The 17,029-nt window shown below is 74.8% G+C and carries 22 protein-coding genes; 11 read left to right on the top strand and 11 right to left on the bottom strand.

Features of this window, described 5'->3' with window-relative positions; all coding sequences use genetic code 11:
• The first annotated feature begins 48 nt into the window (after positions 1 to 48).
• The 3 genes from FXF50_RS09635 (at position 49) to FXF50_RS09630 (ending at position 1,942) form a co-directional block, all read left to right on the top strand.
• On the top strand, positions 49 to 924 hold the full coding sequence (locus tag FXF50_RS09635) for a peptidase M23 (RefSeq protein ID WP_148426872.1): 876 nt from the start codon (positions 49 to 51) through the stop codon (positions 922 to 924).
• A gap of 93 nt (positions 925 to 1,017) precedes the next feature.
• Entirely contained in the window at positions 1,018 to 1,164 is a 147-nt protein-coding gene (locus FXF50_RS29255; protein WP_167544525.1) for a hypothetical protein, read from the top strand.
• Between the two features lie 40 nt (positions 1,165 to 1,204).
• A complete protein-coding gene (locus tag FXF50_RS09630) occupies positions 1,205 to 1,942 on the top strand; it encodes an EcsC family protein (protein ID WP_148426871.1) in 738 nt (245 codons plus the stop codon).
• Between the two features lie 33 nt (positions 1,943 to 1,975).
• Here the strand turns inward: FXF50_RS09630 and FXF50_RS09625 are convergent, their stop codons facing one another.
• A complete protein-coding gene (locus FXF50_RS09625) occupies positions 1,976 to 2,818 on the bottom strand; it encodes a GDSL-type esterase/lipase family protein (RefSeq protein WP_148426870.1) in 843 nt (280 codons plus the stop codon).
• A gap of 113 nt (positions 2,819 to 2,931) precedes the next feature.
• Positions 2,932 to 3,552 (bottom strand): antibiotic biosynthesis monooxygenase, encoded by a 621-nt coding sequence (locus FXF50_RS09620; RefSeq protein WP_148426869.1) that lies wholly within the window; start codon positions 3,550 to 3,552, stop codon positions 2,932 to 2,934.
• 175 nt (positions 3,553 to 3,727) lie between these two features.
• Here FXF50_RS09620 and FXF50_RS09615 point away from each other — a divergent pair, with 175 nt between their 5' ends.
• The 4 genes from FXF50_RS09615 (at position 3,728) to FXF50_RS09600 (ending at position 7,223) form a co-directional block, all read left to right on the top strand.
• On the top strand, positions 3,728 to 3,991 hold the full coding sequence (locus FXF50_RS09615; RefSeq protein WP_148426868.1) for a DUF6343 family protein: 264 nt from the start codon (positions 3,728 to 3,730) through the stop codon (positions 3,989 to 3,991).
• Positions 3,992 to 4,003: 12 nt separating this feature from the next.
• Positions 4,004 to 5,416: an NADP-dependent succinic semialdehyde dehydrogenase gene (locus FXF50_RS09610; protein WP_148426867.1), complete on the top strand. Its 1,413-nt coding sequence runs from the start codon at positions 4,004 to 4,006 to the stop codon at positions 5,414 to 5,416.
• Between the two features lie 41 nt (positions 5,417 to 5,457).
• Positions 5,458 to 6,423 carry a TIGR03885 family FMN-dependent LLM class oxidoreductase gene (locus FXF50_RS09605; RefSeq protein ID WP_148426866.1) on the top strand — a complete coding sequence of 322 codons (966 nt, stop codon included), beginning with the start codon at positions 5,458 to 5,460 and terminating at the stop codon, positions 6,421 to 6,423.
• Positions 6,424 to 6,731: 308 nt separating this feature from the next.
• Positions 6,732 to 7,223, top strand: coding sequence for a hypothetical protein (locus FXF50_RS09600; RefSeq protein WP_148426865.1), 492 nt, complete (start codon positions 6,732 to 6,734; stop codon positions 7,221 to 7,223).
• Positions 7,224 to 7,290: 67 nt separating this feature from the next.
• Here FXF50_RS09600 and FXF50_RS09595 read toward each other — a convergent pair whose 3' ends face one another.
• On the bottom strand, positions 7,291 to 7,776 hold the full coding sequence (locus tag FXF50_RS09595) for a VOC family protein (RefSeq protein WP_148426864.1): 486 nt from the start codon (positions 7,774 to 7,776) through the stop codon (positions 7,291 to 7,293).
• Positions 7,777 to 7,837: 61 nt separating this feature from the next.
• Between FXF50_RS09595 and FXF50_RS09590 the strand changes: the two genes are divergently transcribed.
• From FXF50_RS09590 to FXF50_RS09580, 3 genes are read left to right on the top strand one after another with little or no spacing between them, the layout of a single operon-like run.
• Positions 7,838 to 8,815 carry a YafY family protein gene (locus FXF50_RS09590; protein ID WP_148426863.1) on the top strand — a complete coding sequence of 326 codons (978 nt, stop codon included), beginning with the start codon at positions 7,838 to 7,840 and terminating at the stop codon, positions 8,813 to 8,815.
• Between the two features lie 11 nt (positions 8,816 to 8,826).
• Positions 8,827 to 10,407 carry a Na+/H+ antiporter gene (locus tag FXF50_RS09585; protein WP_148426862.1) on the top strand — a complete coding sequence of 527 codons (1,581 nt, stop codon included), beginning with the start codon at positions 8,827 to 8,829 and terminating at the stop codon, positions 10,405 to 10,407.
• The gene (locus FXF50_RS09580; protein WP_091310274.1) at positions 10,404 to 10,661 is read left to right on the top strand and encodes a UBP-type zinc finger domain-containing protein; all 258 of its coding nucleotides are present in this window, start codon (positions 10,404 to 10,406) and stop codon (positions 10,659 to 10,661) included. Before FXF50_RS09585 ends, FXF50_RS09580 begins: the two co-directional genes overlap by 4 nt.
• A 4-nt stretch (positions 10,662 to 10,665) precedes the next feature.
• Here FXF50_RS09580 and FXF50_RS09575 read toward each other — a convergent pair whose 3' ends face one another.
• Genes FXF50_RS09575 through FXF50_RS09565 form a run of 3 tightly spaced genes read right to left on the bottom strand, consistent with a single transcriptional unit; the run spans position 10,666 to position 13,505 of the window.
• Positions 10,666 to 11,199, bottom strand: a complete 534-nt coding sequence (locus tag FXF50_RS09575) for a GNAT family N-acetyltransferase (protein ID WP_148426861.1) — start codon at positions 11,197 to 11,199, stop codon at positions 10,666 to 10,668.
• Between the two features lie 12 nt (positions 11,200 to 11,211).
• Positions 11,212 to 12,465, bottom strand: a complete 1,254-nt coding sequence (locus tag FXF50_RS09570; protein WP_148426860.1) for an MFS transporter — start codon at positions 12,463 to 12,465, stop codon at positions 11,212 to 11,214.
• Complete coding sequence (locus FXF50_RS09565) at positions 12,465 to 13,505, bottom strand: serine hydrolase (RefSeq protein WP_222866044.1); 1,041 nt, start codon at positions 13,503 to 13,505, stop codon at positions 12,465 to 12,467. Before FXF50_RS09565 ends, FXF50_RS09570 begins: the two co-directional genes overlap by 1 nt.
• A gap of 210 nt (positions 13,506 to 13,715) precedes the next feature.
• On the opposite strand from FXF50_RS09565, the gene FXF50_RS09560 reads away from it, so the two are divergent.
• Positions 13,716 to 14,228: a GNAT family N-acetyltransferase gene (locus FXF50_RS09560; RefSeq protein ID WP_255509961.1), complete on the top strand. Its 513-nt coding sequence runs from the start codon at positions 13,716 to 13,718 to the stop codon at positions 14,226 to 14,228.
• 7 nt (positions 14,229 to 14,235) lie between these two features.
• Here the strand turns inward: FXF50_RS09560 and FXF50_RS09555 are convergent, their stop codons facing one another.
• From FXF50_RS09555 to FXF50_RS09535, 5 genes are read right to left on the bottom strand one after another with little or no spacing between them, the layout of a single operon-like run.
• A complete protein-coding gene (locus FXF50_RS09555) occupies positions 14,236 to 14,748 on the bottom strand; it encodes a hypothetical protein (protein ID WP_148426859.1) in 513 nt (170 codons plus the stop codon).
• Positions 14,745 to 15,650, bottom strand: a complete 906-nt coding sequence (locus FXF50_RS09550) for a hypothetical protein (RefSeq protein WP_148426858.1) — start codon at positions 15,648 to 15,650, stop codon at positions 14,745 to 14,747. Before FXF50_RS09550 ends, FXF50_RS09555 begins: the two co-directional genes overlap by 4 nt.
• A 50-nt stretch (positions 15,651 to 15,700) precedes the next feature.
• Positions 15,701 to 16,021: a multidrug efflux SMR transporter gene (locus FXF50_RS09545; protein WP_148426857.1), complete on the bottom strand. Its 321-nt coding sequence runs from the start codon at positions 16,019 to 16,021 to the stop codon at positions 15,701 to 15,703.
• Positions 16,022 to 16,043: 22 nt separating this feature from the next.
• On the bottom strand, positions 16,044 to 16,244 hold the full coding sequence (locus FXF50_RS09540; RefSeq protein ID WP_148426856.1) for a DUF397 domain-containing protein: 201 nt from the start codon (positions 16,242 to 16,244) through the stop codon (positions 16,044 to 16,046).
• Positions 16,232 to 16,993 (bottom strand): DUF5753 domain-containing protein, encoded by a 762-nt coding sequence (locus FXF50_RS09535; RefSeq protein WP_370464090.1) that lies wholly within the window; start codon positions 16,991 to 16,993, stop codon positions 16,232 to 16,234. The genes FXF50_RS09540 and FXF50_RS09535 overlap by 13 nt, the downstream gene beginning before the upstream one ends.
• Positions 16,994 to 17,029: the final 36 nt, after the last annotated feature.

Raw genomic sequence — 17,029 nt, 5'->3', positions numbered from 1 at the left:
ACCGTTTGGGCCTGGGTGATCCCGGTTTGCCCTGTCTAGCCTCGTCGAATGCGTGACGACGGCACCCTCGACGACCAGTACGGCCTCGGCGGCACGGCTGACCGTTCGGACGATACCCCCTCGACCGTTCAGTCGACCGCTTCTCCTGCGGCCTCCACTCCCCGTGGTTCCCTGCGTACCCGCTTCAACGCTCTCCTGAACCCCCTCGCCGCCCGGCCCGGCCGGACGAAGATGGCCGTGGCCACCGGCGCGGTCTGCTGCCTCGGCCTGGTGGGCGGTTTCAGTCAGATCGGCGCCCGCGCGGCCGGCGACACCCCGAACCCCGCCGTGCCGGCGGAGGCCGCCCAGCGGGCGGCCGTCGACGCCGCCTCCCGCGACCTGGCCCGCGAGAGCACCGCTCCGGCGGCCACCCCGAGCGCCAGCCCGTCGGCCACCCCCTCGGCCACCGTGAAGCCCAAGCCCAAGGCGAAGCCCACGCCGCGCCGGATCGTCCCGGTCGCCGGCCTGGACCAGACCCAGATGAACAACGCGAAGAAGATCGTGCAGGCCGGCCGGGAGATGGGCGTGCCGCGTCGCGGCCTGGTCATCGCGGTGGCCACCGCCATGCAGGAGAGCACCCTGCTGAACTACGCCAGCGGCGTGCTGCCCGAGTCGCAGAACTACCCGCACCAGGCCATCGGCTGGGACCACGACTCGGTCGGGCTGTTCCAGCAGCGTCCGAGCAGCGGCTGGGGCACCGTCGAGGAGCTGATGGACCCGGAGTACGCCACCAAGGCGTTCCTCTCCGCCCTGGAGGAGATTCCGGGCTGGCAGGACCTGCCGCTCACCGTCGCGGCCCAGGCCGTCCAGGTCTCCGCGTTCCCCGACGCGTACGCCCAGCACGAGTGGCGCGCCAACGCGGTGGTCAAGGAGATCCTGGGCTGACCCGCGGCCGGGGTTGCCGCAGGGGCGGCCCGGGTACCAGGGACTTGCCGGTCCCGGGTACACATGAGAGGGGACCGCGGACAGGAGGACGTCATGTCACTGGTGCAACGGCTCAGCGCCTTCCTGCGGTCGCCCCGCGGCCAGCAGTTGGTCGACCGCGGCCGGCGCGAGCTGGCCAAGCCGGAGAACCAGGCGAAGCTCAAGCAGCTCGCGACCCGGCTGTCGTCCCGCCGGCGCTGACCGCTCCGCCCCCGCAGTACCGACCCCCGGGAGCCCCCTCGTGACCGACCCCGCCCCCGTCGACGGCGAGCCCACCGTTCCCCCGAAGCCGGCCGCGCCCGTGGACGCGCCCGAGGCGCCCCCGGCGAAGCTCTGGGACCGGATGCGGGACGATCCGCAGTACGCCCCGGAGCACCTGGCCCTGGAGGCGGTGCGCCGGCTCGGGCCGGAGGCGGCGCAGTGGGCGGACCGGGAACGGGCGCAGCGACCCGACGTCCCCGCCGACGAGCTGGCCGAGCAGGCGGTGCGCAAGTTCGTGAACCACGCCCGGCTCTCCGGCGCGGTCTCCGGTGCGGCCGGGCTGCCCGGCGCGGTCATCGACGTGGGCGTGCTGGCCTGGACCCAGGCGCGGCTGGTGCTGCACGTGGCGGCCGCGTACGGCGTCGACCCGGTCCACCCGGACCGGGCCACCGACCTGCTGGTCCTCCAGCGGGTGCACAAGGTCGCCGAGAGCGCCCGGCTCGCCCTCGGGGTGGCCGCCGGGCGGGAGCGGGCCGGCGCGCTGTTCGGCATGGGCGGGGAGCGCCCGCTGGGCCGGGTGATGCTCCAGCTCGGCGTCCGGCTGGCCCGGATGGCCGGGGTGCGCGCCGCCAAGCGGATGTTCGCCAAGGTGATCCCCGGCGCCGCGATCATCCTCGGGACCTGGGCCAACTCGTCGGCCACCAAGGACCTCGCCGACCGGGCCCGCGCCCTCTACCGGGGCGGCCCCCGGCAGCTGCCCGGCCCGCGCCGGCCCTGACGGCCGGCCCGGCCCACACCGCCGCGGGGACGGTCAGTCGGCCCAGCCGGACGCGTCCCAGGCGACGTCGGCGAGCCGGTCCTGGCCGGCGGCGTTCGGGTGGAACCAGTCCAGCGCGTTCACCTCGTCCAGGCTGAACCGGGTCCGGTGCACCGCGCCGCCGTCCCAGCGGCAGCGGGACCCGTACGTCCGGCAGGCGGCGCGCAGTTGCCCGTCGTACGCGTCGATCCGCTCGCGGAACCGGGCCCGCCGGGCCACCGCGGCCGGCGCGGTCGACGTGGCGTCGGCCAGCAGCGCCGGGCAGATGCCGCGCGACCAGGCCCGCACCGCGCGGGACTCGGTGTGCCCGATCTCCCAGAGCCGGTGGAGGTCGGGCAGGCTGACCACCAGCACCCGCGCCTTCGGCCGGCCCTTGCGCAGCACCGCCAGGGCCGCGTCGACCTGCTTGCGGAAGGTGGCCACCGGCGTCATCTCGGCGATGTCGTCGCGGCAGGCGTCGTTCGCCCCGATCAGCACCGTGACCAGGTCGGCCCTGTCGCGTACCGCGGCCCCGGCCTGGTCGGTGAGGCCGGCCGCGCGGGCGCCCGGGACGGCCCGGTTGTAGGCCCGCAGCGTCGGGTTGTCGTCGCGCAGCCGCCGGTAGAGGCTGTGCACGCGGACGCCGCCACCGCTGGACCAGGAGTTGCGTTCGCAGCTCACCAGCACCAGGCAGGAGCCGAAGCCGGTGGTGACCGAGTCGCCGAGCGCGGTCAGCACCTTCGGCGCGCCGGGTGGCGCGGAGCCCGACGGCCGGGGCGACGCCGAGCCCTCGCCGTCGCAGGCGAGCGCGATCAGCGCCGCGAGGCAGGCCAGCGCGGCGATCCAACGTCGAGGCATACCGTCCCCCGTCCGGCGGCGTGAAGCGGCGCGTCGACCCTATGCGCCTCGGCCGTCCGGACGGGGGCGCTGTCACCTTTCCGGCATCGACAACCGTCGGTCACATCATGGTGCTAGCGCCGGGTCGGGAGGCGGCGCCACGGCGCCGGCTGACCGTGCAGCCACCAGTGCAGCGCCCGGGTGATCCGGGGCAGCACCAGGTAGGTCATCAGCGGGGTCAGGCAGAGCGTCATGAGCAGTGTCCGGGCGGCGAGGGGCACGTCGGCGATGAACCGGGCGGTGAGCAGGGTGGCGGTGAGGCTGAGCGGGAAGAACGCCAGCCAGATGGTGACCGCCTGCTTCCAGCGCGGCGGGGCGGCCGGTGCGGCCGGCTCGGCGTCGCCGGCCGGGAACGTCTCGACCACGTGGTCCACCGGCGCGTCGAACCAGCCCTCGATGCCGGTGCGGCGCTCGGTCCGGGTGTGCTCGACGATGCCCTGCGCCGAGGTCAGCCACCAGTGCCGCTGCGGGGAGTCCTCCCAGTCGCGCAGCGTGTCGTGGTTCGCGAACCGGTACATCACGTGCCATTCGGGGGAGCCGGGCGCGCTGCGGACGAATCCGGCGCCCAGGAAGCCGGGGAAGCTCTCGGCCAGCGCCGTACCGGCCCGGATCCACGCCACCATCTCGTCGGTGCGCGCCGGGTCGGCGCGCCGCGAGACGGCGACCGTCACCGGCACCGCGTGCGTCGTGGTCATGCCCGTCCTCTCCGCCGCCGGCGGGATCTCCGCCGGTCCCGGCAGACCGGTGTAACGCACCGCGCGGGCGGTTCGCATCCGGGGAGTACCCGCTTGGTGTCCGGGATCACCGGCCGCCCGACGGAGCGCCCGGGAGAACCGGTTAGCCCCGGCCGTGCCGGGGTAGCCCCGAGGAATGACGCGATCACAGCCCCGCCGTGCCCGCGGCACGGTCGGCCACGCGTACAGCGCGCTGAACCTGCGGCTCGCCCTCGCCCTCTTCGGCCTGGTCGTCATGACCGTCCTCGCGGTGTTCGCGTTCGCCGCCGGCGTGACCTGGCTGGGCGTCGTCTGCGCGATCCTCGCCGCGGTGGCCGTGGTCGACCTGGTCGTGATCCAGCGCCGCCGCGCCGCGCGCCACCGCGAGGAGCCGGGTGTGCGGCACTCGCTGTTCGAGTGACAGGAGTACGACATGCCCATCGCCACCACCAACCCGGCCACCGGACAGGTGCTCAAGACGTACGACCCGATGTCGGACGAGCAGGTCGACGCGGCCATCGAGCGGGCCGACCTCGCCTTCCAGCAACTGCACGGCACCACCATCGCCGAACGGGGCCGGTGGATGATCGCTGCGGCCGACCTGCTGGAGGCGGAGCGGGACGAGACCGCGCGGCTCATGACCACGGAAATGGGCAAGACGTACGCGGCCGCGAAGGCCGAGGTCACCAAGTGCGCCACGGCCTGCCGCTTCTACGCCGCCAACGCCGCGAAGATGCTCGCCGACGAGCCCGCCGACGCCGCCGCGGTCAAGGCGAAGCGGGCGTACGTGCGGTACCAGCCGATCGGCCCGGTGCTCGCGGTGATGCCGTGGAACTTCCCGCTGTGGCAGGTGATGCGGTTCGCCGCGCCGGCCCTGATGGCCGGCAACACGGGGCTGCTCAAGCACGCCTCCAACGTCCCGCAGACCGCCCTCTACCTGGAGGAGCTGTTCCGCCGGGCGGGCTTCCCGGAGGGCGCCTTCACCACCCTGCTGGTCGGGTCTGAGAAGGTGGACCGGATCCTCAGCGACCCCCGGGTCCGGGCCGCCACGCTGACCGGCAGCGAGGCCGCGGGCCGTTCGATCGCCCAGATCGCCGGCCGGGAAATCAAGAAGACCGTGCTGGAGCTGGGCGGCAGCGACCCGTTCGTGGTGATGCCCTCGGCCGACCTGGACAAGGCGGCCGAGGTGGCCACCACCGCCCGCTGCCAGAACAACGGCCAGTCCTGCATCGCCGCCAAGCGGTTCATCGTGCACACCGACGTCTTCGACGCCTTCGCCGAGAAGTTCGCGGCCCGGATGTCGGCGCTGCGGGTCGGCGACCCGATGGACGAGAACACCGACGTCGGCCCCCTGGCCAGCGAGGGTGGCCGCGACGAGATCCACGCCCAGGTGCAGGACGCCGTCGACAACGGCGCCACCGTGCTGTGCGGCGGCGAGAAGCCGTCCGGCGACGGCTGGTACTACCCGCCGACCGTGGTCACCGACCTGCGGCCGGGGATGCGGATGTGGTCCGAGGAGGTGTTCGGGCCGGTCGCCGGCCTCTACCGGGTCGACTCCTACGAGGAGGCGATCGAGGTCGCCAACGGCACCAACTTCGGCCTCGGCTCCAACGCCTGGACCACGGACCCGGCCGAGCAGGAGCGCTTCGCCGTGGACCTCGACGCCGGCAACGTCTTCATCAACGGCATGACGACGTCCTATCCGGAGCTGCCGTTCGGCGGGGTGAAGAACTCCGGGTACGGGCGCGAGCTGTCCGCCGTGGGCATGCGGGAGTTCTGCAACACCAAGACCGTCTGGGTCGGCGAGGGGGAGGTCGGCGCCGGGGCCGGCGCGCACTCCGAGTAGTCGCGATTGGCCGGACGCCGTCATGGGTAGGAGATGCGCCCATGACGGTGTTCGGCTTCCACGCGTCCCACGAGCAGATCCACCCGGCGAAGCTGCTGGCGGCGGTGACCCACGCCGAACGGGCCGGCTTCGACGCGGCCATGTCGTCGGACCACTTCTCGCCGTGGAGCGCCCGGCAGGGCCACTCCGGCTTCGCCTGGTCCTGGCTGGGCGCCGCGCTCCAGGCCACCAACCTGCCGTTCGGCGTGGTCAACGCGCCCGGCCAGCGCTACCACCCGGCCATCATCGCCCAGGCCATCGGCACCCTGGCCGCCATGTACCCGGGCCGGTTCTGGGCCGCGCTCGGCACCGGCGAGGCGAGCAACGAGCACATCACCGGCACCGGCTGGCCGCGCAAGGACGTCCGCGCCGCCCGCCTGCGCGAGTGCGTCGACGTGATCCGGGCGCTGCTCGCCGGCGAGGAGGTCAGCCACGACGGGCTGGTCACCGTGGACCGGGCGAAGCTGTGGACCCGGCCGGAGCAGCCGCCCGCGCTGATCGGCGCGGCGGTCAGCGTGGAGACCGCCCGCTGGTGCGCCGAGTGGGCCGACGGCCTGATCACCGTCAACGCCCCGGTCGAGCACCTGCGGCGGATGATCGACGCCTACCGGGACGCCGGCGGGCGCGGGCCGCTGCACCTCCAGGTGCACGTGAGCTGGGCCGCCGAGCAGGCCGAGGCCGAGGCCATCGCGTACGACCAGTGGCGCAGCAACGTCTTCGCCCCGCCGGTCTGCTGGGACCTGGAGCTGGCCGACCACTTCGACGTGGTCAGCGCGCAGGTGCCCATGGAGCGGGTCACCTCGGTGGTCAACGTCTCCGCCGACCTCGGCCGGCACGTCGGCTGGCTGGAGGAGTACGTGGCGCTGGGCTTCGACCAGATCGCCCTGCACCACGTCGGGCAGGAGCAGCGCGCCTTCATCGACACGTTCGGGGCCGAGGTGCTGCCGAAGCTCCGCACCGCCGCGTGAGCACGGCGGTGCGGCACGGCTGATCAGTCGAGGCAGAACTCGTTGCCCTCCGGGGGGCCATGACGAGGTGGCCGGCGCCGAGCGGGGGCGCGGGATTCCATCCTCCGGGGCGTCTTCACGTCCGTCGATGCCGGTGCGGTGACGTGCGGGGCGGGACTTGCCGGGGTTAATGCCGTCGATATGCCCGATGAGAGGGCCGCGAGAGGTTAGCTTCGGTCAAAGACGTCCAAACCGGGCGGTAGGCGCGATAGTGCAGTGCCGTCCCGGTTCCTCACGCGCCGAGGCGCACGACCACAGGGAGCCCGTGCATGCTTGCTTGGAGATTCACCCGCGCCGTGATCGCGGCCGCCTCGATCGCCGCCCTGGCACTGGTCGGGACCGGCACCCAGGCGTCGGCCCAGGAGAAGGGGGCCGTGCGGCTCATCCCGTTGAGCGGGTCAGCGGTGATCGCGTCCCGCACGCTCACCTTCACCGGCCAGGTCCAGGTCATCACTCCGCAACTTCCGGCCTTCCCGAACGACCCGATCATCCCGCCCAACCCGGTCCGGGAGATCACCATCCTGCGCAACGTGATCGGAACCAGCGCCGACCTGGCCTGCGAAGCACGCGGTAAGCAGGACGTCTTCGTGCCCCAGCAAGAGCTCGACATCCCCGTCACGGCCACCTACAACCTCTACCCGTCCGACCCGGTCACTCCGTCGCCCTGCAGCGATTTCCGGATCGCGGTCCGGTACCTGACCACCCTCGACACCGACGGCAACAGGCTCGTGTCCAGCGCGATCGTCACCGGCGCCGCGTAACAGCCAGCCATCACAGCCAGGCGCGACGCGCCTGGCTGTGATGGCCGCATCGGGCACTAGCGGCTGATCAGTCGAGGCAGAACACGATGCCCTCGGGGTCGGCCATCACGATGTGACCGGCTTCGAGGGGCGGCGCAGGCTCGTAGCGCCTGAGCCGGGTGGCACCGTGGGACACGAGTCGGTCAGCCTCCGCCTCCAGAGCCGCCATCCGCGCGTCGCCCTGGAGGCCGGGGGCGGCTCGCACATCGAGATGCACCGGGTTCTTTGGTCGCCCGCCGGTCGTTGTGATGGTGGTTACCTGTTCCCGCCCAATGGCCTCCGGCACCCGCTGGAAGAACAGCCGCGGCCCGGTGCCGGCGGGGTCGACCACCGCGGAGGCGTCGTTGCGCCGCTCCGGCGGCACGCCCATCGCGTCCAGGGCCTGCTCCCACGACTCGAAGCCCCCGGGCGGGTCCTGGAGGCGGTAGCCGAGGGTGGTTGCCCAGAAGGCCGCCAGCGCGGCCGGGTCGGCGCAGTCGAAGGTGATCTGGACGGTCCGCGTCTGTTCGGTCATGGCGACAGTCTGCCCCGAATCGCGGACAGCATCGTTCCGCAATCTGTGGAACCATGCGGACATGACCGTCGAGGCGACGACCGAACGGGTGCTGCGGCTGCTGGCGCTGCTGCAGCGGCGGCCGTCCTGGACCGCCGGCGAACTCGCCGCCGAGCTGGGCGTCACCGACCGCTCGGTACGCCGCGACGTGGAGCGGCTGCGCGCCGTGGGCTACCCCGTGCACGCGACGTCCGGCGTCGGCGGCGGCTACCAGCTCGGCGCGGGCACCCGGCTGCCGCCGCTGCTCCTCGACGACGAGGAGGCGATCGCGACGGCCGTCTCCCTGCGGCTGGCCTCGGGAGGCACGGTCGCCGGCGCCGGCGAGGCGGCGCTGCGGGCGCTCGCGAAGCTCGACCAGGTGATGCCGGCCCGGCTGCGCGCCGAGGTGCGCGCGGTGCATGCCGCCACCGAGACGCTCGTCGGCCCCGGCGTCGAGATCGACGCGGAGCTGCTGGTGACCCTCGCCCGGGCCTGCCGAGACCTCGTGCGCGTGCGGTTCCGGTATCCCGGCCGCGACGGCGGGGAGCGCGAGCGGACGGTCGAGCCGGTGCGCATGGTCACCACCGGCCGCCGCTGGTACCTGATGGCCTGGGACGTCGACCGCGACGACTGGCGCACCTTCCGGCTGGACCGGATGAGCGAGGTGGTGGCGACGACCTGGCGCTTCCGGGCGCGGGAGCACCCGGACCCGGTCGCCTACGTGCAGCGGTCCGTCACCGGGTCGCCGTACCGGTATCTCGCCCGCGTGCGGGTGCACGCGTCGGCCGAACGGGTCCGGGAGCTGGTGCCGCCCCAGGTGGGACGCGTCGAGGACGACGCCGACGGGTGGTGCGTCCTCACCGTGGGCGGCGACGGCCTGGACTGGCTCGCCGTGCAGGTGGCCCGGCTGGGTTTCGAGGCGCGGGTGCTGGAGCCTCCGGAGCTGCGGGAGGCCGTCGGCCTGCTCGCCCGCCGGCTCGCCACGATGGCGGGCACCGGCGGGGCGCCCGGCAACACCTAGGCTCGTACCCCATGGAAGCTCTGATCGAGGTCGTGGTCTTTCTCGCGATCGCGACGTTCGGCGCGGCGCTGGCCCGGCGGCTCGGCCTGCTGGCGCCGATCCTGCTCGTCGTGCTCGGCCTCGGCCTGTCCTTCCTGCCCGGTCTCCCGCAGGTGCGCCTCGACCCGGAACTCGTGCTGGTGGGCATCCTGCCGCCGCTGCTCTACGTGGCGGCGCTGAAGACCTCCGTGCCCGCGTTCCGGCTCAACATCCGGCCCATCCTGCTGCTCGCCGTCGGGCTGGTGATCTTCACGGCGTTCGTGGTGGGCACCGTCGTCCACCTGATCCTGCCCGGCGTGCCGTACGCCATCTGCCTGGCCCTCGGCGCGGTGGTCGCGCCGCCCGACGCGGTCGCCGCCACGGCGGTGGCCCGGCGGGTGGGCCTGCCCCGGCGGATCGTGACCATCCTGGAGGGCGAGAGCCTGGTCAACGACGCCACCGCCCTGGTGCTGCTGCGGGTGGCGGTCGCCGCGGCCACCGCCGCCGGTGGGCACGTCGGCGCCGGCGAGGTGGCACGCGAGGTGCTCGTCTCGGCCGGCGGCGGCGTCGTGGTCGGCCTGCTCGGCGTGGTGGTCTTCGGCCACCTGCACAAGCGCATCACCGACCCGGTCCTCGACAACGCGCTGTCGCTCATCGTGCCGTTCGCGGTGGTCTTCGCCGCCGAGGAGATCCACGCCTCCGGGGTGGTCGCCGTGGTGGTGACCGGGCTGGGCATCGGGCACAAGCAGCCGCTGCTCATGTCGGCCGCCTCCCGGCTCCAGGTGGGCGCGTTCTGGCGGCTCATCCAGTTCCTGCTGGAAGGGCTGGTCTTCCTGCTGGTCGGCCTGCAACTACGCGAGGTGCTGCGCGACCTGGACGAGCCGGCGGGCCGGCTGGTCGGGATCACCGCCGCGGTGCTGGCCGCCGTCGTGCTGACCCGGTTCGTCTGGCTCATCCCGGCCACCTACGTGACCCGGCTGGTGCCCCGGGTCCGCCGCCGGGACGCGCCGCCCCCGGTGCAGGTCCCCCTCGTCATCGGCTGGGCCGGGATGCGCGGGGTGGTCACCCTCGCCGCGGCGCTCGCGCTGCCGCTCACCCTGGCCGACGGCCGGGAGTACCCCCGGCAGCTGTTCATCTGGCTGGCGTTCGCGGTGATCGTGGTGACCCTCGTGGCGCAGGGCGCCACCCTGCCGGCCGTGGCGCGGGCCGCGAAACTGCCGCCGGACGACCCGGTGCAGGACGCGCTGTCCGCCGCCGCCGTGCAGCAGCAGGCCAGCCGCGCCGCCCGGGACCGGCTGGAGGAACTCGCCGACGGTGCGCCCGAGGCGGTCGTGGAACGGTTGCGGGGGCTGGTGCAGAGCCGCACCAACCTGGCCTGGGAACGGCTCGGGGGCACGGCGCGGGAGACCCCCTCGCAGGCGTACGGTCGGCTGCGGAAAGAGATGATCGACGCGGAGCGGGAGGTGTTCCGCGCCGCCCGCGACTCCGGACGCATCCCGGAGGAGGTCCTGGTCCACGCCTACCGTGACCTGGACCTGGAAGAGTCGTTGCTGCGACAGGAGGCCGACGAGTGAGCTGCGCACACCTGACCGACGCGGGTGACGCCGACCCGAAGACCACGACCGAGTGCCCGGACTGCGTCGCCATCGGCAACGACTACTGGGTGCACCTGCGGGCCTGCCTGACCTGCGGGCACGTTGGCTGCTGCGACTCCTCGCCCTACCAGCACGCCACGAAGCACTTCGAGTCCACCGGGCACCCCGTGATGCGCTCGATCGAGCCCGGCGAGTCGTGGCGCTGGTGCTTCGTCGACGAGGAGATCGGCTGACCGGTCAGCCGAGGCGGCGCTCCAGCACCTGCCCCGGCCACGGCTCGCGCCCCTCCCGCTCCACGGTGAACCGGTCGGTGGCCGTGAAGCCGCAGCCCTCGTAGAACCGGACCAGCGCCCGGTCGTCCCCGCCGTAGCAGTCCACCCGGAGCAGCCCCAGGCCACGGTCGCGGGCCAGTTCCGCCGCGTACGCCAGCAGCCGCGCCCCGATCCCGTGTCCCGCGTACGCCCGGTCGGTGACCAGCAGGTTGACGTACAGCTCCGGCTCGGTGGCCGGCGGCACGTACGCCGTGGCCGACCCGACCACGAGGGCGCCCACCGCGTCGTCGCCGGCCGTCGCGAGGTACAGCCCGCCGCCGGTGGCCCACGCGTCGGCCTGCGCGATGCGGCGCGGGTCGGTCGACGCCGGCACGGTTCCCCACTGGCCGGTCCGGCCGCGTGCCACGAGCCAGGCGGTGGCCGAGTCGAGCAGGCGCAGCACGGTGGCGGCGTCCGCCGGGCCGCCGGGGCGGATCGCGATGGTCTGCTGGTCCGTCATGTCGCCATGCTGCTACACGGGCGCGGCCGGACGATCACCGGCCACCGCCCGGGCCGGCTCCCGGTTCGCCAGCGCCCACCGGGTCAGTGCCGGTGCGGCCAGGCCGACGCCGGCGAAGAGGGCGCCGAGCGCCAGCCAGCCCGGCACCCCGCCGTCGAGCACCAGCAGGGTGAGCAGGGCCGGGCCGACCGCCCGGGCCAGGCCGGCGAGCAGGCCGTCGGCCCCCTGGTAGGCGCCGATGGCGTCCGGCGGGGCCAGGTCGTAGGCGAGCCCCGCCCCGGCGGCGCCGTGCCACAGGTCGCCGAACGTCCACACCGCCGTGGCGGCCAGCAGCAGCACGACCGCCGCGACGGTGGGCAGGCCCGCGGTGGCCGCGTAGAGCGGCGTCGCCGCCGCCAGCACCAGGCCGGCCCGCCGCAGCTTCCGGGCCGCGGGGGCGGCGGTGTCCGCACCCCGGCTCAACGGGACCGCCAGCAGCACGGTGAGCACCGTGTTGGTCAGCAGCACCGCCGACACCACCGGCGGCGGCGCGCCGGCCCGGGTGACCGTCCACAGCGGCACGATGAGCGTGAGCACCGTGAGGTGCAGGGCCAGCACCGCCGACGCGCCGCTCACGGCGAGGAACCGCACGTCCCGCAGCGCCCGCGCCCGCCGCGGCCGGCCGGCCGCGGGAGCGCCCGCCGCCGGCGGGTGGGCCGGCAGCCGCATCAGCAGCGCGGCCGACAGCAGGTAGGTGGCCGCGTCCCCGACCACCAGCACCTGGTACGCCCGGTGGCTGTCCACGGCCAGCGCGAACCCGGCCAGCGCGGCGCCGACCGCGATGCCCAGGTTGGCCACCGCGCGCAGGGTGGCGAAGGCGTGCACCCGGCCCCGCGGCCCGGCCACCGCGGCGACGAGCGCGGCGCGGACCGCCAGGTTGCCCGAGGCCAGCAGCGTCTCGAGGATGGCCACCGCGAGGAACACCGGCACCGAGCCCACCAGCAGGTACGCCGCCGCCGCGACCGCCTGGCCCAGCTGGATGGCGGCCCGGAGGGTACGCGGGTCGCGCCGGTCGGCCAGCGCGCCGAGGGGCACGCTGGCGGTCAGCCCGACCAGCCAGGCGACGGTCAGGCCGGCGCCGACCGCGGCGGGGGAGAGCCCGACGTCACGGGTCAGGTAGAGGGCCCCACCGGCCAGCCAGAGCCCGGAGCCCACCGTGTTGGCCAGCGTCGCCAGCGAGAGGGTGCGCAGCGCGCCCGGCGGCGGGATCGGCGAGACCGGGCCCATCAGCGGCGTGCGGGCAGGGCTGCGGAGACCTCGGTGATCAGCTCGGCGACCCGGTCGCCCCAGTGGGAGGCGATGACCAGTTCGCGGGCAGGATCGACCCAGAGCAGGTGACGGCCTCCGTTGCCCCGCGCGCAGCGGCCCGTCGGGGGCGCGCCCGGCTGCACCCGGCCCGAGTCGTTGCGCCACCAGAGGTAGCCGTAGTCGGGGTTGAGCGGGCACGGCGCCCAGGTGCGACGGATCCACTCCGCGCTGAGCAACCGCCGGCCCCGCCAGGTCCCGCCGCCCCGGTAGACCTCGCCGAGCAGGGCCAGGTCGGCGGCGGAGATCCAGAGCCCGCCGCCCCAGTGCGCGCCGCCGCTGACCACCGGCACCCGGGTCCCGTCGAGCTCGACGAGCGAGTCCGCGTACCCGTGCCAGGACCAGGAAGAGGAGGCGCCCAGCGGCTCCAGCACGGCCTCGTGGAGCACCTCGCCGAGTGGCCGGCGGAACAGCAGGGTCAGCGCCAGGCAGAGCAGGTTCACCCGTACGTCGTTGTAGGCCCACCCGGTGCCGGGCGCGCCCTCCCGCTCGAAGCCCTCGCGGCGGCTCTGCGCGTCCACCCCGGTCGGCTTGCCCCAGAGCTCGCCGGTCCAGCCGCTGGTCTGCTGGAACAGGTGCTCCCAGGTGATCCCCTCGACCGCGAGGCCGGTGAGGAACGGGTGGTCGACGGTCTTCGACACGGGGGCGGCCGGGTCGAGCAGGCCCCGATCGAAGGCGACCCCGGCGACGGTGGCGACGACTGCCTTGGTGCCGCTGAACAGCATCTCCGGCGTCGCCGGATCACCCCAGGCGGCGAGCACCTCGCCCCGGTGCCGGACCACGCCGCTCGCCCCGGCGCCGGGAAGCAGCGGCCCCGTCACCTCCCGGTGCGATTCGTCGGCCACCTGCGCGGTCAGGTAGCGCGCCATGTCGTCGATGCCCTCGGTCACCCGGGCGGCCTGCCGGGCGACGGCGGCGCGCACGGCGGGCAGGTCGACGCTGACGTCCCCGTTGACGGTCATGACCCCGACCCTAGGCGGGGCGGGGTGGGTCGGATGTCCCCGCACCGCGCGACCCCGGTCACACCGGCACATGATCGACACCAGATCGCCGACGTGGTGGTGTCGGGGCGCTCCGGACACCGCCACCTCGCCGACCCGGCGGTGCGCCTGAGGAGTCGGGCCGCAGGAAATCGGCTCGCCGGCCCGGCGGCGTTCTGCCAGGGTCGGGCCGTGGAGCGCAGCAGGACCGCCCGGGCCGACGAGGTGACCGAGGTGCAGCGGATCGAGGTGGCCTCCGGCGCCCCGTTCCGGGAGATCGGCATGGCCGACGTCGCCGACATGCCACCGCTGCCGCTGGATGTGCTGGCCGCGGCCCAGCGGGCCGGCCGGCTACGGGTCGCGGTCGACGCCGCGGACCGGCCCGTGGCCTTCGCGGTGGTCGACCTGGTCGACGGCTGCGCGCACGTGCAGCAGCTCAGCGTCGATCCCGGGTACGCGCGGCGGGGGATCGGCCGGGGCCTGCTCGACGACGTGGCCGGGTGGGCCGCCGGGGTGGGACTGCCCGCGTTGACCCTGACCACGTTCCGCAGCGTGCCGTGGAACGGGCCGTACTACGCGCGCTGCGGGTTCCGGGAGCTGACCGGGGCCGAGGTGACCCCGGGGCTGGCCGGCCTGCTGGCCGCCGAGGCGGCGCTCGGGCTGGACCCGGCCGACCGGGTCGCCATGCGGCGGCCGGTGGCCTGACGCCGGCTCAGCGGCGGCCGGGACGCGGACCGCCGTACAGGTGCACCCGATCGTCCCGGTCCCGCGACCAGCGCGCGTCCCGGAACAGATCGGCGTGGGCGGGCGCGTGGGCGACGTGCACGGTCCACTGCTCGTACCACCAGCGGGCGGAGCACTGGCAGCCGGTGAACCGGAAGTTCGCCCGCCACCTCCCGAGCTGGCCCGGGGCGAGGGTGAAGAGGCGGGCGCCGGCCCGCCGCACCGGGAACGAGGCGTGGCCCGGTAGCCGGTCGACCAGCGCCACGCCGTCGCGCCACTCGATCCAGAGCCCCACCTCGCGGGCCGCGCCCTCGCCCTCCCGGACCTCCTCCACCGGCCGGTAGTCGGCGGCCTCGTCGCGCAGCACCTCGTGCACGGTGAGCCCGCCGGCCGGCAGTCGCGGCAGCGCGTACGTCTGGGGGAGCCGGCCCCGGACGGTGGCCGCGGCCGCGTCCCGGCTGGTCCAGCGCAGCCGGATCCGCTGGACCACGAGACGGCTCACGGACGCACCAGACGCTCGGTGGCCAGGCAGGAGATCAGGCAGCGCTCCTTGGCGTCGCCGGTCAGCCGGGCCGTCCAGTCGGTGAACCCGCCGTCGCCCACCTCCCGGTCGCCGCCGGCCAGGGTGAGGCGCAGGGCGACGCCCACGTAGTAGCCGCGCCCCCGCTCCCGCTCCGGTTCGTCCCGCAGCGGCACGGCCCCGCCGGCGAGCGCCGGGCGGACAGTGTCGGCGAGCCGGTCGGCCAGGACGGGGTCGTCGAGGAGCGTGACGTGCAGCGCCGGCGTGGCCGGACCGGCCAGCTCGGTGAGCACCGACCGCCAGAACGTCAGGTGCCGCACGAGCAGCCGTGCCTCGGTGCGGCCCGATCCCGTGTCCCGGGCGCTGGACACCAGCGTGAAGAGCCGGAAGTGCGCTCCCGCGCCGGGGCCGAAGTCCTGCGCCCGGAGCACCCGGTGCGCGGCGGCCACGTGCACCTCGCCGGCCCGCCGCCGGCGTACCGCCGCCTCGACGGCCAGGGCGTTCGTCGGGTCGCTCACCACCTCGGTGCCGCGGGTCGTGCCGACGATCCGGTTCTGGCTCACCGGCGCCACGGCGGCGCAGGTGCCCAGCGGGGCGACGGGGGACAGTTCGACCCCCGCCACGTCGGCCGGCAGCAGGTCCCAGACGCGGGCCTCCAGCCGGGCGAGCGCGCGCGGGTCGACATCGGCCGGGCGGACGAAGCGGTCCTCGCGCCAGCGCCGCACCACCTCGGCCGGGCGGACGGTCGCGGCCCGGTCCCGGGCCACGGTGAGCAGCAGTGTCCGCAGGTCCGCCGCCGGCAGTCCGGCCAGGGCGGCACGCGTCCCTGCCGGCAGCGCCGCCCACACCCGGCGCTCCGCGCCGGACAGTCCGTCCCCGTCCATGGCCGCCACCCTCGCGGACGCGCGCCGCGGGCGTCCACCCGGTTTCCGTGTCAGTGCGCGCCGCCGAGGTTGAGCACGACCACCCCGGCGATCACGAGGCCGGCGCCGGCCACCTTGGCGAGGCTCAGCGGCTCGCCGAGGAAGGCCGCCCCGATCGCCATGATGGCGGCGGTGCCGAGCCCGGACCAGACCGCGTACGCGACGCCGACCGGGATGTCCCTGACCGTCAGGGACAGCAGCCCGAACGACGACAGGTACGCGACCGCGACGCCGAGCGTGGGCCAGAGCCGGGTGAAGCCGTCGGTCGCCTTGAGCAGGCTGGTGCCGATCACCTCGGCGGTGATCGCGCCCAGCAGGAAGAGGTACGCCACGCGGGGACGGTACCCGGCCCGGTCAGCCCCGGGCGGGCTCGCGGAGGGCGTCGACGAACGCGTGCCAGGCGGCCGGGGTGAAGGTGAGGGTGCCGCCGGCGCGGTCCTTGGAGTCGCGGACGGCGACGACACCGGGCAGGTTGTCGGCGACCTCGACGCAGTCACCGCCGTTGGAACTGCTGCGGGTGCTGGTGCGCCAGCGGGCGCCGGTCAGGTCAGCCATGGCCGTGCCTTCAGGAGGTGGATGGTCTGGTCGCGCGGCAGCGCCACCGACCTGAGAGTGTCCCAGACCTGCCAGAGGGCGGCAACGTCCTTCGTGGTCCGCCCGGCGGCCTGGTCGTCCAGATAGGCCACGTCCTCGGCGTCGTCGCTGCTGGCGATGACGAACGGCCCGGCCTGGCCGGGGTGGAAGCCGGCCCGCAGCGGCAGCACGTGCAGCAGCACCCGGGGACGCTGGGCCATGCTGACCAGGTGGTCGAGCTGCGGCTGCATGATCTCCGGGTCGCCCCGGCGCAGCGCCGCCTCGTCCACCACGAAGATGGTCAGCGGCGGCCGGGGCCGGTCGAAGACGGCGGCCTGGCGGGCCAGTCGGGCGGCCACGTAACCCTCCACCTCGTCCGCGCCGAGCGGCCCGCTGCTCAGCACCGCGTGCGCGTACTCCGCGGTCTGGAGCAGGCCGGGCAGCACCGACGGCTGGAAGGAGCGGAGGGTGTCCGTCCGGCTCTCCACCTCGGCCCAGGGCAGGAACCAGACCGGCTCCCGGCGGCGGACCACGTCCGGCCACAGCTCCCCGATCTCCCGGCGGACCGCGGCGGCGACCTGGGCCCGGTGCCGGGTCTGCGGCACCCGGCCCGGGTTGACCCAGTGGGCGGCGGTCTTCGGGTCCACCCCGATCCGCCCGGCCAGGGACTCGGCCGTCTCGCCCGCCTCGGCCATGGCGATCCGCAGCGCCTCGTTCACATCCGCCTCCATCGTGGACGTCCCGGACTCGCGCCGACCCTACCGTTA

This window comes from Micromonospora sp. AP08 (assembly GCF_008085935.1).
Lineage (GTDB): Bacteria > Actinomycetota > Actinomycetes > Mycobacteriales > Micromonosporaceae > Micromonospora > Micromonospora chersina.
This window is presented reverse-complemented; position numbering and strand designations above follow the sequence as displayed.

Bases quoted from the DNA above. Each gene is read 5' to 3' on its own strand.
- FXF50_RS09575 (WP_148426861.1), bottom strand. From the start codon at position 11,199: ATGACGGACCAGCAGACCATCGCGATCCGCCCCGGCGGCCCGGCGGAC.
- FXF50_RS09565 (WP_222866044.1), bottom strand. From the start codon at position 13,505: ATGACCGTCAACGGGGACGTCAGCGTCGACCTGCCCGCCGTGCGCGCC.
- FXF50_RS09615 (WP_148426868.1), top strand. From the start codon at position 3,728: ATGACGCGATCACAGCCCCGCCGTGCCCGCGGCACGGTCGGCCACGCG.
- FXF50_RS09610 (WP_148426867.1), top strand. From the start codon at position 4,004: ATGCCCATCGCCACCACCAACCCGGCCACCGGACAGGTGCTCAAGACG.
- FXF50_RS09595 (WP_148426864.1), bottom strand. From the start codon at position 7,776: ATGACCGAACAGACGCGGACCGTCCAGATCACCTTCGACTGCGCCGAC.
- FXF50_RS29255 (WP_167544525.1), top strand. From the start codon at position 1,018: ATGTCACTGGTGCAACGGCTCAGCGCCTTCCTGCGGTCGCCCCGCGGC.
- FXF50_RS09550 (WP_148426858.1), bottom strand. From the start codon at position 15,650: ATGGACGGGGACGGACTGTCCGGCGCGGAGCGCCGGGTGTGGGCGGCG.
- FXF50_RS09635 (WP_148426872.1), top strand. From the start codon at position 49: ATGCGTGACGACGGCACCCTCGACGACCAGTACGGCCTCGGCGGCACG.
- FXF50_RS09605 (WP_148426866.1), top strand. From the start codon at position 5,458: ATGACGGTGTTCGGCTTCCACGCGTCCCACGAGCAGATCCACCCGGCG.
- FXF50_RS09625 (WP_148426870.1), bottom strand. From the start codon at position 2,818: ATGCCTCGACGTTGGATCGCCGCGCTGGCCTGCCTCGCGGCGCTGATC.
- FXF50_RS09570 (WP_148426860.1), bottom strand. From the start codon at position 12,465: ATGGGCCCGGTCTCGCCGATCCCGCCGCCGGGCGCGCTGCGCACCCTC.
- FXF50_RS09590 (WP_148426863.1), top strand. From the start codon at position 7,838: ATGACCGTCGAGGCGACGACCGAACGGGTGCTGCGGCTGCTGGCGCTG.
- FXF50_RS09585 (WP_148426862.1), top strand. From the start codon at position 8,827: ATGGAAGCTCTGATCGAGGTCGTGGTCTTTCTCGCGATCGCGACGTTC.
- FXF50_RS09540 (WP_148426856.1), bottom strand. From the start codon at position 16,244: ATGGCTGACCTGACCGGCGCCCGCTGGCGCACCAGCACCCGCAGCAGT.
- FXF50_RS09600 (WP_148426865.1), top strand. From the start codon at position 6,732: ATGCTTGCTTGGAGATTCACCCGCGCCGTGATCGCGGCCGCCTCGATC.
- FXF50_RS09535 (WP_370464090.1), bottom strand. From the start codon at position 16,993: ATGGAGGCGGATGTGAACGAGGCGCTGCGGATCGCCATGGCCGAGGCG.
- FXF50_RS09620 (WP_148426869.1), bottom strand. From the start codon at position 3,552: ATGACCACGACGCACGCGGTGCCGGTGACGGTCGCCGTCTCGCGGCGC.